Origin of the sequence: Dawidia cretensis, from assembly GCF_018598175.1 — a bacterium.
GTDB classification, from domain to species: domain Bacteria; phylum Bacteroidota; class Bacteroidia; order Cytophagales; family Cyclobacteriaceae; genus Ohtaekwangia; species Ohtaekwangia cretensis.
Genome location: NZ_JAHESE010000001.1, coordinates 750,406 through 768,062 on the forward strand (window position 1 = coordinate 750,406; position 17,657 = coordinate 768,062).

Consider the following 17,657-nt stretch of genomic DNA (forward strand, 5'->3'; position numbering starts at 1 on the left):
TAGGAACCTCCTGCTAATGCGCAGGAGATTCCTCTTTACCCGCCGGGGTAGTTCGACGGGCAATAATTTTTTTGTCGCCCTGTTGAATAAAGAATCCTGCCGGGTTTCCAGCCTTGTCACGTTCAAAAGTTATTTCGATGTCTGTGCCTTCGATAAGAAAGTGATCCTTTTTCATAGGACGTACGGGTGACTTGGGATTAGACCCTGCATGGATTGTTATCACGCCGTCTTCGATTGCAATATCGATTGGAAATTTTGTTGATTCATAGTGCCCGGTATACTCCTGTTGCTGTGCAGGAGTTAATGTGATGAACGACTTTTCAAACGGAAGAACATAGGCGGGATTTAAGACAACGTTAGTGGCATGATGAATGATACTTTGCATAGGATACCGGGCGCCGTTGGTGCAATAGGCGATGGCCAACGAGTCTTGTGGGTAATAGACTAACTGGGCATGCGAAGCGATGTAGCCCCCTCCGTGTCCCCAACCTTGCAAATCGTCATGCGGCATTTTCATAATGCCCAGACCGTAGAACCCGTCTGTGGTGGTCATTTCTACTAGTCTCGAGGATGGGATCAGTCGACCGGAGAACAGCGCAGTAATAAAGAATGCCATGTCCGTGGGCGTAGAGACGATGCTGCCCGCGGCACCGGGTACATTAGTGCCGAATGATCCTTCCTCTACAGATTGCCAGTGATTATTGGCAAACTCGAAGGCTTGTGCGCTGTTTTGGATGGTGTCGGCGATATTTTTTTGGTAGAACGTGTTCGTAAGTCCCAGACGATTTAAGATCCGCTTTGATAGTATAGTTGCGAATGGGGCTTGCTCCACGTCTTCCAGGATGTATCCCAGCAGCAGATAATTGGAATTGCTGTATTGGAAGCGCTCGCCGGGTACGAACTCCGGTTGTTGTGCGGCAATGGCGGATACCATTTCCTGACGAGCGTCACCCCGTGGTCGTGTGGATGAATCGTTGATTTGTGTGAAGTCATGAATGCCGCTTTGGTGGGCTAACATTTGCCTGATCGTGATGGATGAAGCATTCGCCACTTGCGGAAAGAACCGACTGAGCTTGACTTCCAGCGAAAGCTTGCCTTCGTCTGCCAGTTGCAAGATCATCGTAGCGGTATATATCTTTGTAATCGACCAGATATGATATTTCGTATTGACATTGGGCGGCAGTGAACGGTTAGCGACCTGTGCACGGTATCCAAAAGCGTTGGCATATATAATCTTACCATTCCTCGCCACCGCGATGCTGCCCATTCCCTGGGATTGATCGGCGAGCCAGGTACAAAGCCGGTCAAGTTTTTTCTTTTGTTCCCGTTGCGCATAGGTAGTGGTACTAAGGCATAGTACGGTTAGGGCAATAAGGCACCCTGCCCCTCGCCGGGCGATTTTTTTATTTCTCATGAGGTATTAAATTTTAGCTGTTGCGGATTGGGATTATACCCTTAGAATTTTTTCGACGTCTTGCAGATAGCCGCTTCCCACTGGAATTTCATGGTGTGATATCCAGAGAGACCGTTTTTCGATCTTGGTTATTTTATGTTTTGCAATAATGAATGACCTGTGCACGCGTATAAAATCTCTGCCTTGTAACAGGGTTTCCGCTTCGTTCATGGTCAGGCGGGAGAGGATACGTTGCTTTTCAGTTACAAAGCGTACATAGTTTCCATCGCTCTCCGCAAAGAGAATTTCATTCGTATCAACTTTTAGCTGCTCATAACCGCTTTTGATGAAGATGGTGTTGACGCGGTCGGTTGCATGTTTGCGGAGGGTGAGTTGTTGTTGCGCTTTGTTACAGGCTTTGAGAAAACGTTCCAATGAAAACGGTTTGAGCAGGTAGTCGATGGCATCCAGTTCGAAGCTCTGCACGGCATGCTGGCTGTAGGCTGTTGTAAAAATGGCCATCGGCGGATCGGGCAACGTACGGATAAAATCGGTGCCTTTGACGTTGGGCATCTCGATGTCCAGGAAAAGCAGGTTTATATTGTTGGGTTGAATGAAGGCGGCGGCTTCAAAGGGATTGACAAAATATCCTTCCATGCGGAGAAAGGTGACTTTCTCGGCGAGTGACCGGATAACTTCCAGTCCGATGGGTTCGTCGTCGATGGCGATGGCACGTAGCATCAGGCAGTCGTCAAAGGTAAGGTAAGCGAAACTACATATTCATTACCACGGATGCCGTATTCCAACTGGAATTTATCTCGAAACATTAGCTTCAATCGTTCCATCACATTTGGGATACCAACGCCCGACTTTTCACGCACGATGTTGTCGGGATGTACGCTGTTGCGCACGTTCAGATACACATGTTTCCGATCGCATCGCACGACGACGGTCACCCAGGACTTGCCCACATTGCTGATGCCGTGTTTAAAGGCGTTCTCCACAAAGGGTATCAAAACCATCGGCGGAATGTCACCCTCGCAGGCCTCGTCGTTGATGTCGACCTGAACGTCGACATTCTGTAAAAGATGTATCCGCAGGTTTTGAAGTCCGACAAAGTTTCGCAGGTAGCTCAATTCTGATTTCAGCGGGATATAGTCGAGTTGGTTTTGATGGAGCATAAACCGCATCATGTCGCCGAGCTGCTGGATGCCTGAAGCCGTCGTCATGGCCTTTTCCATGAGCGCATTGCCGTAGAGTGTGTTCAGGCTGTTAAACAAGAAGTGGGGATTGATCTGGTAACGAAGGCTGTTAAGGTCTTCCTGTGATTTTGTCAACGCCTGGCCCACCTTTACGATGGCCAATAACTTATCTTTTCGTTGTTGAAACAGAAGCCAGCTGATCGGCGAAATCACCAGCAAGTTGATCATAACCATGGAGCCGTAGAGATGTATTCCGTTGCCGCGTAAACCGAAGGTCGCAATAAAGGGCGCCGTGATGGCAAGCGCAGCAGCGAACAACGCAGTCAATATCCACCATCCAGGTTTTACCGACAGTCGCGGGAACAGGTAGTATATATTGAAAAGGAACATGAGCAATGCGCTTGGGATGAAGGAGAATCCCATAAACAGGAGGGCATGTTTTCCGGGTGTGGCAGGTAGGAGTATTAGGAACGGCAGCAGACACAAATATATGGTGATGATGGAAGCGATCTGATTCGCCATGATCAACCGCGCTTCTTTTCCGGGCGAATCGCGTTCGAGATAGTGTATTCCACCTTCGCGAACGGCTAACAGTATGGCGATTATACCCACCCAGACAAGGGAACGATTAAAGCCCGTCCAGAGATTGGTCATGGGCCGGTCATTATACCCAAACCAGGCGAGTATGTCAAAGCCAGCACCTCCATAGTTGAAGACATGGGGGTGTGCTATCCAGGTTAGATAATCGATGCCCCGCCCCAACATGAATGCGATGCCCGCTAACAAAAATAAGGTCACGGGTATGACTCGTATGATATTTCGCTTAGGTCCGGCAACGTGCTGGGCGGCATATAGCACAACGCCGGATATAGCGAGGTACGCCAGGAAAACAAACACGATCTGGGCGATCTGTGGGAAGAGAATATTATGATGATACGAAAAACCGTGTATGTTATTTTCGAAGTACTGGGCTTCATGCCATTGCCTCCTCTCTTCCGTCAGACTTTGATTGATCCAGAGGAATTTGATGATAGAGGCGACCACCAATAAGAAGACAAATGCAAACTCATATGTCCTAAAGCGTATTTTCATGGCGTTATAAAAATTACACAACAAGAATAACGGGTTTACCTGCGCGTCGCTGTAAAATGTTACGAACACCGGGAAAAATGTGACTAATCACCCCGTATAAAACGAAAAACCGCGCCGGAGCTATGTCCGACGCGGTTTTTATGGGGCTATCGCAGTAGCGCCGATGCTTACAGGTTGCCCGATTTCTTTACAATCTTGCCCAGTCTGCCCTTCAGGTCGTCGAATAACGCATCCGTTGCGTCCTGGCAAAGCGGCTGGATTTTTTCCACGTTCATGACAGGCACGCCCGCTACGGCAGGTACTTTGCCTTTTGATATGCCGCGCTCGCGAATGCGGAACACCTTCTCGCACTTCTTGTCGTAAAGGAACATGTTCAGGTATGCTACGGCACCGGCGGCAAAACCCATGGCGCGCGACTCGAATTCATAGTCCATGCTTACAAACAGGATGCCATCGGCAGACGGGAAGATCTTGGCCAGGTTGCAGGGGTCGTATTTTTCGTTGCTCATGAGACCCTGCTTGTCGCCGTAGGCCCACATCATGCCCGGTATGACAACATATTGTATGCCCGCAGCCTTATTAAAGCCTTTGGTCGTGTCCCACAGCATAGGCGATTTGTATGCCAGATATTCAGCGTTGCCGCTAATTTCCTTTGGGTCCATGAGCTTAAACGGGAAGTCTTTTGCAAACTCGTTTACAAAGCGGTCGTACGCTTTTTCTACGAGAGGTTGCAGGTTAAAGGCGGGGTCTTTCATCAGCGATTCGCCCAGGGTACCCATGCCGGTACCACCGATTTTCTTGTCGCCAAAGAAGGTCACCAATGCTACCTTTTTGTCTTGCGCAAACGAAGTCGTAAATGCCAGTAGCAACAGGAGTACTGGTAAAGTAATTTTTTTCATGCGGGGTTAGGGGTTTAAAAGATGATATATTTATCAAGCGCAATGATAGAGAATTGAGTATATTTCACTACAGCAAAAAAGAGGTAAACCTTACACGTGCCAGGAGCGTATACTGTTCCATAGAGGGGTAGTTGTACGCCCAGGTTCCGCCTGGCTCGATTTTTTTTAGAAGAAGCTAAAAGGATCGAATGGGCTTCAAAATCGGCATTAATTTATATGAAAGAGAATAGGCTTGTCGTCGTAGGGGGCGGTTTCGCCGGAATAAACTTAGCCAAAAAGCTTGCCGGCAAGGATCAGTTTAAGGTCACAATTGTTGATAAAAACAATTACCACTTCTTTCCCCCTTTATTGTACCAGGTTTCCACCGCGTTTATCGAGGCGTCGAATATCAGTTATCCCTTCCGTAAGCTGTTTCAGGAACGGGACAACATTCGTTTTCACATGGGCAGCCTGATAAAGGTGAATCCGGAGAGTAATACTATTGAGACAGACACCGGGATATTGTCCTACGATTACCTGGTGCTGGCGTTGGGTACCGAGACCAACTTCTTTGGAAACCCGAACGTCATGCGCTGTGGTCTGCCGATGAAAACCATCGACGACGCGTTAAACATCCGGAACCACGTTCTGCTCCGGCTCGAGGAAGCAGTTCGGGCTACCGCCCTGGAAGACAAGGCACGGCTCAGCAATATCGTCGTGGCGGGCGGTGGTCCCACGGGAGTGGAGATGGTTGGTATGATGGCCGAACTTGCCCATAAAATTGCTGCTAAAGATTATCCCGAGGCGGCCTCCCGCATTGGCGCCATATACCTGATCGACGGTTCGCCCACGTTGCTTGGGCCGATGAGTAAGACGGCACAAGCGGAATCCTTTAAGGTACTTTCTAAGTTCGGTGTAAAGATCATGCTGAACACGTTGGTGAAGGACTACGTGAATGAAACCGTTATTCTTTCTACTGGTGAATCGATCAAAGCCGCTACGCTTATCTGGACGTCAGGCGTTATCGGACGGGAAGTGCCGGGTCTTGCGCCCGAAGTGGTGGCGAGGGGCCGCCGTTTAGCGGTGGACGAAATAAATCGGGTAAAAGGGTATACCAACATTTTTGCTGTTGGCGATATTGCTTATCAGACGACAGATCCCGACTATGCTAGCAGCCATCCGCAGCTCGCTCAGGTGGCCATTCAACAAGGCACGCTCCTGGCAGAAAACCTGTTGCGTATAGACCGCGGCCAGGCACCGAAACCGTTCCGGTATAATAACAAAGGCAGCATGGCGATCATTTCTAAGTTTAAAGCGGTGGTAGATTTACCGAAAGGATCTTTCAAAGGCTTCTTTGCCTGGTTGGTGTGGCTGTTTATTCATATCATCCCTTTGGTAGGCTTCCGCAACCGGGTGAAGCTGGCATTTAACTGGTTGTTTAGTTTCCTGACCGACGACCCTACGCTACGCCTGATCATTCGTCCCAGGAAAAAGGAGATATCCACGCAGCCTTGTGTGAAGGTAGACGGTAATTCTTCCATTGACAGGGCAGCGTCGCCTCCTATCAGATAGGAGCCTTGTAGCAGATTTGTACAATTCCGCGAGCGGAGGGTAAACAGAGGCACTAATACGATCCTATACAGGACGCTATTAGTGCCTTTTTTTGCGGCTACCAAAAAACGATTTTGTAGCAAGTTGGGGTTTTAATCGACTACGCAAAAAGACTGCGCAGTATACCCGCATCTTTGCCCCATTATGTTATTGACGATTACAACAACGCGCACACCTGCTACGGATCTTAGCTATTTGTTGCACAAACACCCCGGGAAACTTCAAGCCGTGGGGCTGTCGCAAGGTGTTGCCCACATTTTTTATCCGCACGCGGACGACGACAAATGCACGGTTGCCCTACTGTTAGATGTTGATCCGATTGGCCTGGTCAGGAAATCGGGCGAAGGCGGCCCCGACTCCTTTACACTGGAGCACTATGTAAACGACAGGCCGTATGTAGCATCCTCCTTCATGAGTGTGGCCATTGCCAAGGCTTTTTCTACGGCCATGAATGGCAAGTGCGAGAAACGCCCCGAGCTGGTGGATGTAACGATGCCTTTTGAGGTGACTATTTCCGTTCTGCCAGCCGTCAAGGGTGGCGAGGTCCTGATCAGGCGGTTGTTCGAGCCGCTTGGCTATGCCGTTATGGTGGAACGGTATGTCCTGGACGAGAATTTTCCGGAATGGGGTCAGAGTAAATATTTTACGGTACATCTTAAGGCTGATCTGAAACTAAAAGATTTGCTGTCTCATGTATACGTATTAATTCCTGTGTTGGATAATGAAAAACATTATTGGGTCAGTCAGCAGGAAGTGGAAAAACTCTTGAAGAAGGGTGAGGGTTGGTTGAAGGATCATTCTGAAAAGGAGCAGATCATCAAGCGGTATTTACGAAATATAGGAGGTTTGGCAAAAAATGCCCTGGCGAGGTTGACAGAGGATGAACCTGTTGAAGTAAGCGCGCATGACGATGGCGAACGAGATATTGCTAGAGAGAAGCTTCATGATAAGCGGTTGAACGTGGTATTGGATGAATTGGTATCGTCTGGTAGCAATACCGTCGTTGACCTGGGATGTGGCGAAGGCAAGCTGCTGAAGATGCTGTTACGGGAAAAGCAGTTCAAAAAAATTCTTGGTGTTGATGTTTCGTATCGTAGTTTGGAAAAAGCGGCCCGCCGCCTCGTCTTTGATGAGATGCCACCGAAGCAAAAAGAGCGGATTGAGATCATGCAGGGGGCGCTCACCTATCGCGACAAGCGACTGGCGGGTTTTGATGCTGCCGCTATTGTGGAGGTTATCGAGCACCTGGATCTGAATCGCTTGAAAGCTTTTGAACGCGTTGTCTTCGAGTTTGCAAAACCCGGGACGGTGGTGTTAACAACACCCAACCGTGAGTATAACGAACTTTTTGAAACGATGGAAGCGGGCGCCATGCGACACACCGACCACCGTTTTGAATGGACAAGAGCCGAATTTGAAACCTGGGCGACAGACGTCGCGACGAGAAACAGCTATAGTGTGTCGTTTAAGCCGGTTGGCGATGTCCATGAACGGGTTGGCGCTCCTACGCAGATGGCAATTTTTAAAAGATGATCAACATGGATAGGCAAAAGGATAGCTCGCTCCATAATGTGTTTGGATGCGTAATAGCTTTTCCGATCGTGTTGGCGCTCTCGATCCTCTTTTCTCCGGTGCTATTATATTTCCTGATCATCCATGGTCCAATCTCTGCCTTTAAAAAGAATAGATTTTTAAAGAGGAATGCAGGTAAACGAATCCTGTGCGTTAGCGCCGGGCGAAAGTTTCAAGTATGGTGGACCGATTACCGGAAAGAGATTTTAGCATTAGGAATCGATGATGTGGTTGTATTCGACTCAAAGAGGTCGGACAATCAATATGAAAATTTTAAATGGGACGGGATGATCTTGCGCGACGCTGGATTTCCAGTACTTATCACTATAAACGGTAAGGTCATTACACAGCAATCATTAAAGGTCGAGTTCCTGTCATTTTTCAAAAAGGAAGTCGATTGGATGCAGTTACAGGAATGTATTAAAAAGTTGATGGAAACAAGGAGTAAAGAATTAAAGATACCGGAGCTTTCACTGGTGACGCTTATTGGCGTTAGCGGTTCTGGAAAGTCAACCTTTGCAAGAAAGCATTTTAAAGAGACGGAGATAGTATCTTCCGATCGCTGCCGTGCGATCGTATCGGATGATGAAAATAAACAGGAAGCAACCGATGACGCCTTTGCGTTGTTGCATTATATCGCAGCCAAACGATTAAAGAATGGCCTGCTGACGGTTGTCGATGCTACCAATGTTCAACCCGAGTCGCGGGCATCTTTGGTTCGCCTGGCGCGTGAATACCATTGTATCCCTGTCGCTATTGTGCTTGACGTGCCCGAACGAGTATGTGAAGCACGAAACGCTTTGCGTCCTGATCGCAATTTTGGCGGACATGTTCTCTATCAGCAACGGTCGCAGCTGAAGCGGTCGTTACGTAAATTGAAAGACGAAGGCTTCCGTCATATCCATGTATTAAAGTCGACAGACGAGATTGACGCGATTTCACACATTGCGCGTGAGAAATTGTATAACGACAGGAAAGAAGTTGGCGGGCCGTTTGATATCATCGGTGACGTCCATGGATGTTTTGATGAACTGGTGGAGCTGTTGACCAAACTCGGTTACGTCGTTACGCGTGTGGCGGTACAACACCGGAACTTTGGCTTTCAGGTTATTCCACCTACCGGGAGGACAGCGGTTTTCCTGGGCGACCTCGTAGACCGCGGACCCAATTCGCCGGATGTATTGCGGTTAGTCATGAGTATGGTACATACTGGTATTGCATTTTGTGTGCCCGGGAACCACGACCTCAAATTGCATAAGTATCTTCAGGGAAAGAACATACAAGTAAAACACGGCCTGGAGAAAACGGTTGAGCAGCTTGCGCAGGAAGACGATCGTTTTCGGAGTGATGTAAAGGAGTTTTTATATGACCTGGTGAGTCACTATGTATTTGATCGCGGCAGACTGGTTGTTGCGCATGCCGGATTGAAAGAAGAAATGCAGGGGAGGGGAAGTGGTGCCGTGCGCACATTCTGTCTGTATGGAGAAACTACGGGGGAGATCGATGAGTTTGGTCTGCCGGTCCGGTATAACTGGGCCCTGGAGTACCGCGGCAAAGCGATGGTTGTATATGGACATACGCCCGTGCCGGAGGCCCAATGGCTCAACCGGACCATCGACATTGATACGGGATGTGTTTTTGGAGGTAAGCTTACGGCCCTGCGGTATCCGGAAGAAGAACTTGTTTCTGTGCAAGCGAAGCAAGTATACGAGACACCTGTCAGGGCAATCGACTTTGAGCTCCGGCAACAGCTTACGCACCAGCAAGCACAGGACGACGTGTTGGACATTGAGGATGTCACGGGCAAGCGCATCATTGCCACACGCCTGCGAAACGGCGTAACGGTAAAAGAGGAAAACTCCATCGCAGCGTTGGAGGTCATGAGCCGGTTTGCCATTAATCCAAAGTGGTTGATCTATCTGCCGCCCACGATGTCGCCTTCTGAAACCAGTGAGTTGGAGGCTTACCTGGAACATCCCCTGGAGGCCTTGCGATATTTCCGCAGTCAGGGAATTAAAAAGGTGATCTGTGAAGAGAAGCACATGGGCTCACGGGCGGTGTTGATCGTAGGCAAAGACGAAGAAGCCATTCGCAACCGGTTTGGCGTGGAGCACGAGGGTATTGGCGTGTGCTACACCCGCACGGGGCGGAATTTCTTCAGTGACACACGTCTTGAGCAGGAATTTTTGCTCCGGGTGAACCAGGCACTGACGACGTCCGGAGTTTGGGACACGCTGAATACCGATTGGATTTGTCTCGATGCTGAGTTAATGCCGTGGTCGGTAAAAGCACAGGCGCTGCTAAAAGATCAGTATGCTGCAGTAGGGACTGCCGCAACGGCGTCGCTGCGGAACGTCGTAGATGTCCTGGGTCAAACAGTGTCCCGGAATATAGACGGTATCGAGCAACTGTTGTCGAAGTTTCAACAGAAGCAAGATCTGATTGACGACTACAAAACGTCGTACCGGCAGTATTGCTGGCCGGTAAACGCTGTAGACGATCTGACGCTGGCACCGTTTCATATACTGGCGACGGAGGGTGCCGTACACACGGACAAGAGTCATGCGTGGCATATGAATACCATTCAGTCGATCTGCGACGCCGACCCTGCGTTGTTTTTAGCGACTCCGCATAAGATCATCGACGTGTTTGATGATGCACAGGTGGACGAGGTGGTTCGCTGGTGGACCAATCTTACTGAACAAGGTGGCGAAGGAATGGTGATCAAACCGTATGATTTCATTGCCGTTGGCAAGAAGGGTCTGGTACAGCCGGCGATCAAGTGCAGAGGTAAAGAATATTTGCGCATTATATACGGCCCTGAATATACCGAGGCGGAAAACCTGAGCCGGTTAAAGAACCGGAGTCTTTCGTCTAAACGATCCCTGGCGTTGCGTGAGTTCGCCTTGGGTGTAGAGGCGTTGGAGCGGTTTGTGCGTAAAGATCCATTGCGGAAGGTGCACGAGTGTGTGTTTGGTGTGTTGGCGTTGGAAAGTGAGGAGGTAGATCCAAGATTATAAAAAGAAGAGCCCAGGCAAACGTTTACAGGGCTCTCTTTTTAGAAAATTGTTGTGTGCGCCAATTAACGCTGTACTTTTGCGGCCGACATGAGCAACACACTGAAAAACCAATACGACAGTATAATCTTCGATCTCGACGGAACGCTGTGGGACAGTACCGCGAACGTGGCACTGGCCTGGCAGGACGCCGTGAACAAGGTCGATTACCTGAAGGTGGATATGACGCAAGAATTGGTGCGGTCGATCACCGGGATGACGTATGATGCCATCTTCGACAAACTCTTTCCAGATTTAAATGACACTCAGCGCGCCGAAGTAAAAGCACATTGTGGCGAGAGCGAGCTGCGGATTCTGCATGCCAAAGGCGGTGATCTTTACCCACAACTGGAAGAGACGTTGAAAGATCTGAACGCACGCTACAAGCTATACATTGTGAGCAACTGCCAATGTGGTTACATCGAGTTGTTTTTAGACTTGAACAACCTGCATACATACTTTTTGGGGCATCAATGTTATGGAACGAAAAGCCGGCCCAAGGCTGACAATATCCGGGACGTTGTAAACGACCACGGATTGAAAAAGCCAGTATATGTTGGCGATACGATGGGCGACTACAACGCCGCCACGCAAGCCGGTGTGCCTTTTATTTTTGCCAACTACGGGTTTGGCAAAGTTCCCGACGGCATGGTGGCGGCGATCGGCAGCATTTCGGAACTGACGACCTTGCTATAGCCCACCTCATCGCCATGAGTTATGGAAGGTAATTCAGCACTGCCTTCGATATAATGAGCACGAAGAACAAGCACCATTGACCGGGCGCTCTTAGCTATTGCCTTCCGGCAATGCGTTGAATGCATTCCGCTTATCGTTCATCCAAGCGTCTGCCGCTTCCGACGATGTCATGGCTTTTCGCATTTCATTCATGGCCTCGATGTGGGCAGCATCGCCTTGCTGTACCATTTCGCGGGCGTGTTTGCTTACCATCATGGCAATCTCGTCAAAGCTATTGGCGCTAAAGGTTTGGTCGCAGGCGCCGCCCAATTGTTTGCATGTCATTGTCTTCATGAAAAGTGGCATTTAAGTGCCTGTAAGATCGAATTTTTTGTCGTATTCTCCACCGGGGGTGGCAATTTCTCTGCCCGTGATACGATGTTGGGCCAAAGAAACCTACAATCTATTTAAGAAGAGTCAATATGTCCGGCTCAATCGCTGTCGGGCGTTCGGCATTGCTTCGAAACACATTGCCATTTTTGTCAATCAGGATGTACCGCGGAATGGCTCGAATATTGAAGTCGTCTTTAATTTTTCGACTTGTAGCTTCGTCACCCCTTAGATTGACTCCTTCAAGTTTTTGATTTTTCATTACCTTTCTCCACGCAGTTTCATTGTCATCTATATTAAGATAAACCATGTGAATCCTGCCTTTAAATTTCGCAGCCACTTTTTTGGAGTTCGGAAGCTCTTTCATGCACGGCCCGCACCAACTTGCCCAGACATCTATATAAATAGGTTTCCCTTTTAGCGTAGCGAGGTCGACCAGGTTATTTGTCGTATCGAATGCTATAATATCCGGTATATTTTTTCTTGGCTGAAGCTTTTTCGCCAGGATCGGATAATACGTTGATGTTGGGAACTTCTGATGAAAGTCGTTGGTCAGTGCTGCCAGGCTGTCCTGCCCGTCGATAAACATTGCCATTAAGTGCAACGTAAAGGCTGTGCCAAATTCGCGTGTTTGCGCGATATGTTGCAGCCGGTTATACGCTTCACGGTACATATAAGAGAAATAAATCTCTCTTTCTGAGTTTGATGCAGGTCTCTTTTTTATTTTCTCCCGGGCCATCTGATTGCAAAAACTTATCAGGCTTTGTCGGTAGGCATCCGATGTCAGGGCCAGGTCGGAAGAAAGCTTCCAATCCAGTTGGTACTGGCGAAGCGCAGGCGTTGTCAGGACAGTGGAGTCTTCGGCTGTTTTATTTGTCTTATAGACCTCCGCCTGGGATTTGTGGTTGAACGTGCCAGCGATAATTTCTCCGAAGAGAAACGCCTCGGCTTCAGGAGAAAAATTTTGAGGCCATACGGTTTGCCTGAGCTTTTCCCGGGCCTGTTGCATGCTATCTAAGAAAACGTGATATCTTTCAATAGACCGGCTTTGTGCGGTTTCATGGGTTTTGGGGTTGTAGATTGTCAGGTCGGCATCGAACAGATAGTTGTTTATAGTGGCCCCGCGTCCGGAATAAAGCACATCTCCCTTGTCAAACAAGGCACGGCCATTAGGATAGGTCAATTTATACGGCTTCCGGATGTTTATAAAAATTGAGTCGTCTTTTTCAACCCATACGATCATTGGAAAAGGATTGCCATACGAAAGCATGACTGGCTGTGCCGTCGATAGCTTTATTTGTGATGCAAAGTGACCCTCAGCATCTGTTGTCACCTGGGCCAGGAAGGCAGGCTTTTTCTCCAGATAATTATTGTATGTATACAGGGCAATAGATTTTTCATAGTGGCCCTCGATCTTGCCACGTATGGATATCGCGTTTTGGCCGTAGGCAGTACAAAGACTGATACAGACAATGATCACGGTGTATATCGCATTCATATTCATTATTTCAGGAAGATAACGTATCCTCTTCGCTAAATGAGGTGAAACTAAGATTCTTTCCATTCACCGAAGATGCAGCACCGGTTCACATGTTAACCACATGTAGTACCAGTTTTGAGAGGCTGTTTTGATGAAAATTTCGTTCGTTTGTATGGGACGGTCAAAGTGTGTTTTGGGGTGGCCGAGGTTTCTTGTGCAGAGTCGAAAACGGGGCCGAATACCGGCGTCCCTCGCCGAGGGTACTTCGAGTCTGCCACAGGGTTCCTCCACAGATGTCCTACGGATGAACCACGGATGATCTTATCTATAAAGGGGGTGGGACATCGCTGGATGAGGTGAAGACGCAAGCAAGGGAGAGCATGCAACAGACAGGCACCACAAAGGGCTCTGGCGGAACCAGTTTGGATTTTTTTTGCAATTCCCGCTGAGAATAAGGACATTAACTCTCGAATAGCCATCACTCGGTAGAGGATGGTTATCTTTATTATTTCAACTGCAAATGAGTATGTCGATCAGAAAATCTATTGCGACTTTATCGTTGTTTTTCCTGGCGCTGGTGGCTACCGCTTATTCCGCCACACCGCGCCAAAATACCAAAACAGTTATTATCGCGGGTAAAGTAATTTCGCCGAAAGCGAACTCATCGATCACGCTAGCTATTAACTGGGTTGGGTTTGAGCAGGAGGAACTCAAAGTCCCCGTCGATGCCGCCGGAAACTTTGTGTTTAAATTCGAGGCGTATGTGCCCACCGATGCCTGGATAGTGTATCAAACAAACTTCCTGATTTTGTTTCATCCGGGCGATAGTATCTACCTGGAGTTTGATGGGACCACGAGTAACCGGATGGCTGTTTTGAAGAGTGCAAAATTTAGCGGTGATGCAGCCGCGAGCAATAAAGGCACAGCCTTGTTTCAGCAGGCATATGCTGAAAATTCTCTTTCTGGGTATAATTATGAAAAACATACCATCAGAATAAAGAATTCTACGCCATCGCAGTTTGTCCAATACTGTGATTCGCTAAGGCATGAGGCACTTAATTTCCATGCAGCTTTTGTTAAAAAACAAGGGCTCAACCAGGAAGCCGCCCGTTGGTCAAAGCTTTATGTAGGTAGTCGGTACTATCATGATCTTAGATATTTCCCGGACGCCCATCGAGCTGCCCTGGTGCTGAAAGAATCTGAATGGGATGTCCCCTTAAAGTATTATGACTTTCTGCGGACTTATGATGATGTGAAACAAGCGCTTGTCAGTGGAGATGCTATTAATAGTTATATCAACAAATACGCATACACGTATATACGCCGCCACGCGTCGGCTGATGCTGCCGCCTTAAAAAGATCGCTGACAAAAGAGCAACAAGATTCTATAAAGCTTTGGAGCATTGTACGATATTCCAAAGACGCCTTCATCAAAGAAATCACCCTTTGTTATTTTCTAAACGATTGGCTGGAGCAGTCGGCCCTGGAAACATTCGAGAAAAATCGGAACCTGATCGATGCGAACCTAACGCAGCCGTTCTTGCGTGAACCCCTCTTTAAAAAGTATGCGTTGAAGAAGAAGGAGGTAGAAGGTCTTCCCGCGCCCGCCGTAGAGCGATTGGTGAGCGGTGTTTCATTTGTCGACAGCGTTATTCAGCAGAACAGAGGGAAAGTGATCTATATTGATATTTGGGCTACCTGGTGCGGCCCTTGCCGGCAGGAATTTCCGTACGCCAAAAAGCTGGAGGATGCCTTCGGTGACAACGTCGTGTTTTTATACCTATGCCTGGAGTCCGGTGAGGATGCGTATCAGAATCTGCTTAAAAAGTATGCGCACAAGGGAATCCACAAGTTTTTAGATGAAGAGCAAAGCAAATTGCTGCGGGCGAAATACAAGGTCCAGGGGGTTCCTCATTACATGTTGATCGATAAAGATGGGCATATTGTTAACGTGGACCATTCTATCAAGCCTAGCGCCGATGAGACCCCGGCGGCCATACGTGGCTTATTGTAAATAAGTGACCTGAATTCAGCGGTTTTGCATGTATTGCGCTGGAATGGAGGCCCTGTAATATATGAGTAGGATTACAACTTTTTTCTGGTTACCTTTGCAGAAATCAATTGCGGATACCCAATTCTCAGATCGTTTTCCATTTTGGGGCGGTCTTTAATTCTCTCCTCAGTTAATTCGGGAAATAGTCTTTGTTTGTACTGCCTCATCCGCACGACTGACTTGTTTTCTTTTAGATTTGTTAACGCAATCCTGAATACACAGGCATGCAGGAAACACGTCACAAAACAAAAGATAAATGTCAAATTTCGTGTGTGAGGTCAGGATTCATTGCTGATTGCAAGTCAAAGGGCAATATCTTAGACATAATTCTCATGAATATTCACCTGAACAAGCCGTACAGCATTAATACGGACAAACTAAAGCGTTATCAGGACCATTACCAGATATCGGCCACTGAGATGCTTATTGTTCCGCAGCGGGCTATGGGTGATGAGTCGGCCTGTGATGTACGATGGGAGGACGTTGATGGAGCACTGCATGTAATGCACAATGTTATGTTCCGAAATGAAAATCTTGTGGCGTTAGATTTTCTCCTTTATGATAATTTGTATAAGTTGTGGAAGCACTACTATTAGTGCTAGCTTTAGATAACGGGTCGCACCGTGGCATGCTTTTTAACGAGAAATATTTTTAACATTCGAAATATTTAAAACAATGAACATTTATGTAGCAAACATCCCTTTCAAAGCCTCGGAAGGCGAGTTGAAAGAATTATTTGAAGAGTACGGTGACGTGACTTCTGCGAAAATCATTTTAGATAAGGAAACACAGCGGAGCCGTGGTTTCGGCTTTATCGAAATGCCTGACGATGCTGCGGCGCAGCAAGCAATAACAAGCCTCAACGGCTTTAGCTTTCTTGGAAAAGAACTGAGCGTTAACGAGGCGCGTCCGAAAACTGACAATCCTCGCGGCGGTGGCGGCGGCTACGGTGGTGGCGGCGGCAGACGCGGTGGTGGCGGTGGCTACGGCGGCGGTGGGGGCGGTGGCTACAATAAAGGCTGGTAAGCATTTTAAAGGGCCCTTCACAAAAGGGCCTTTTTTATCTTATTTACCCCAGGTACGTTCGTAACTGTTGTGCCTGGCGGGATCGCTGTAGTCGTTGCGTAGCATGGTCTTTTATTTGACGTACGCGTTCTCGTGTAATGGAGAAGCGCTCGCCTATTTCGCTCAGTGTGAGCGCCTGCTGGTCGTTCAGACCATAAAAAAGTGTCAGCACCTCGCCTTCGCGAGCAGTCAATACCGATAATGCCAGTCGAATCTCATCCCGCAAAGCGGCACTCATCAGCGATGCGTCGGGTGCGCTGGAAGTTGCGTCGGGCAGTGTATCGATTAGCGATAAGTCATCGGTGTTTAGCACCGGTGCATCTGCCGACACAGATTTTTGTGAGATCCTTAGTGTATCGTCCACGGTGTCTACCGGCACGTTCAGTGTTTCCGCGATCTCATTGTTGCTTGGCTCGCGCTGCAGGCGCTGCTCGAGCTCTGCTTGCACCCTCAACAGCTTAATCATAGAGCCGACGCGGTTCAGCGGTAGTCGCACGATTCTGGCTTGCGACGCCAATGCGGAGATAATCGCTTGACGAATCCACCATACAGCATAGGAAATAAATTTGAACCCGCGCGTTTCATCAAACCGCACGGCGGCCTGGATCAGACCAACATTGCCCTCGTTGATCAGATCGTTCAGCGCCAGGCCGCGGTTCTGATACTGTTTTGCCACCGAGACGACAAAACGCAGGTTGGCTCTTGTCAATTTTGCCAGTGCCACCGCGTCGCCTTCGCGTATGCGTTTTGCCAGCTCCACCTCTTCGTCCATCGTAACAAGCACTATTTTGCCTATTTCGGATAAATAGCGGTCCAGCGACTGACTTTCGCGGTTCGTTATCTGCTTACTGATTTTTAGTTGTTTCATTTCTCAGGTTTGCTTGACGAAAGTGTGTGGCCGCGATGCGATGGGCATGGTCGAGGCTACCGCTTTGCTTGTTTTTGGCGTGCCTCGGAGATAAACATTTTACGACCGAAGAACTCTACATTTTTTAACTGGCGAATGGCCTCCTTTGCTTCATTGTCATACGGCATTTCCACAAAGGCAAATCCACGAGATTCACCTGCTTGTGGGTCTACGATTACATTCGCGGACGAGACTTTACCAAACTCTCCAAACAGTGCCTCGAGTGCCTGGTCGTTCACCTGGCGGGCGAGGTTTCCTACATATAAATTCATGTGAATACTAC

Annotated in this window: 14 protein-coding genes; 6 read left to right on the forward strand and 8 right to left on the reverse strand. The window is 48.4% G+C overall.

The genetic code is table 11. The features are described 5' to 3' along the window. Positions 1-13 precede the first annotated feature (13 nt). The 4 genes from KK062_RS03345 to KK062_RS03360 form a co-directional block, all read right to left on the reverse strand. Positions 14-1,414 (reverse strand): serine hydrolase domain-containing protein, encoded by a 1,401-nt coding sequence (locus tag KK062_RS03345; protein ID WP_254082812.1) that lies wholly within the window; start codon positions 1,412-1,414, stop codon positions 14-16. Between the two features lie 33 nt (positions 1,415-1,447). Then, positions 1,448-2,134, reverse strand: coding sequence for a LytR/AlgR family response regulator transcription factor (locus KK062_RS03350; RefSeq protein WP_254082813.1), 687 nt, complete (start codon positions 2,132-2,134; stop codon positions 1,448-1,450). Continuing rightward, a complete protein-coding gene (locus KK062_RS03355) occupies positions 2,134-3,687 on the reverse strand; it encodes a sensor histidine kinase (protein ID WP_254082814.1) in 1,554 nt (517 codons plus the stop codon). Before KK062_RS03355 ends, KK062_RS03350 begins: the two co-directional genes overlap by 1 nt. Positions 3,688-3,854: 167 nt before the next feature. Beyond that, positions 3,855-4,586, reverse strand: coding sequence for a hypothetical protein (locus KK062_RS03360; protein WP_254082815.1), 732 nt, complete (start codon positions 4,584-4,586; stop codon positions 3,855-3,857). 216 nt (positions 4,587-4,802) lie between these two features. On the opposite strand from KK062_RS03360, the gene KK062_RS03365 reads away from it, so the two are divergent. The 4 genes from KK062_RS03365 to KK062_RS03380 all read left to right on the forward strand — a co-directional run bounded on the left by KK062_RS03365 (position 4,803) and on the right by KK062_RS03380 (position 11,500). Continuing rightward, a complete protein-coding gene (locus tag KK062_RS03365; RefSeq protein ID WP_254082816.1) occupies positions 4,803-6,137 on the forward strand; it encodes an NAD(P)/FAD-dependent oxidoreductase in 1,335 nt (444 codons plus the stop codon). A 183-nt stretch (positions 6,138-6,320) separates the two neighbouring features. Next, complete coding sequence (locus KK062_RS03370) at positions 6,321-7,709, forward strand: 3' terminal RNA ribose 2'-O-methyltransferase Hen1 (protein WP_254082817.1); 1,389 nt, start codon at positions 6,321-6,323, stop codon at positions 7,707-7,709. Between the two features lie 470 nt (positions 7,710-8,179). Then, positions 8,180-10,768, forward strand: a complete 2,589-nt coding sequence (locus KK062_RS03375; RefSeq protein WP_254082818.1) for a polynucleotide kinase-phosphatase — start codon at positions 8,180-8,182, stop codon at positions 10,766-10,768. Positions 10,769-10,855: 87 nt separating this feature from the next. Next, positions 10,856-11,500: an HAD family hydrolase gene (locus KK062_RS03380; protein WP_254082819.1), complete on the forward strand. Its 645-nt coding sequence runs from the start codon at positions 10,856-10,858 to the stop codon at positions 11,498-11,500. Between the two features lie 90 nt (positions 11,501-11,590). On the opposite strand, the gene KK062_RS03385 is transcribed toward KK062_RS03380, so the two are convergent. Next, entirely contained in the window at positions 11,591-11,833 is a 243-nt protein-coding gene (locus KK062_RS03385) for a DUF1059 domain-containing protein (protein ID WP_254082820.1), read from the reverse strand. 109 nt (positions 11,834-11,942) lie between these two features. Further along, a complete protein-coding gene (locus tag KK062_RS03390) occupies positions 11,943-13,433 on the reverse strand; it encodes a TlpA family protein disulfide reductase (RefSeq protein WP_254082821.1) in 1,491 nt (496 codons plus the stop codon). A 442-nt stretch (positions 13,434-13,875) separates the two neighbouring features. Between KK062_RS03390 and KK062_RS03395 the strand changes: the two genes are divergently transcribed. Both KK062_RS03395 and rbp read left to right on the forward strand, forming a co-directional pair. Next, positions 13,876-15,363: a TlpA family protein disulfide reductase gene (locus KK062_RS03395; protein WP_254082822.1), complete on the forward strand. Its 1,488-nt coding sequence runs from the start codon at positions 13,876-13,878 to the stop codon at positions 15,361-15,363. Positions 15,364-16,077: 714 nt separating this feature from the next. Beyond that, positions 16,078-16,428 carry an RNA-binding regulator gene (gene rbp, locus KK062_RS03400; RefSeq protein WP_254082823.1) on the forward strand — a complete coding sequence of 117 codons (351 nt, stop codon included), beginning with the start codon at positions 16,078-16,080 and terminating at the stop codon, positions 16,426-16,428. A 43-nt stretch (positions 16,429-16,471) separates the two neighbouring features. On the opposite strand, the gene KK062_RS03405 is transcribed toward rbp, so the two are convergent. Both KK062_RS03405 and KK062_RS03410 read right to left on the reverse strand, forming a co-directional pair. Then, positions 16,472-17,335 carry a sigma-70 family RNA polymerase sigma factor gene (locus tag KK062_RS03405; protein WP_254082824.1) on the reverse strand — a complete coding sequence of 288 codons (864 nt, stop codon included), beginning with the start codon at positions 17,333-17,335 and terminating at the stop codon, positions 16,472-16,474. Between the two features lie 56 nt (positions 17,336-17,391). Next, positions 17,392-17,646 carry an RNA recognition motif domain-containing protein gene (locus tag KK062_RS03410; RefSeq protein WP_254082825.1) on the reverse strand — a complete coding sequence of 85 codons (255 nt, stop codon included), beginning with the start codon at positions 17,644-17,646 and terminating at the stop codon, positions 17,392-17,394. Positions 17,647-17,657: the final 11 nt, after the last annotated feature.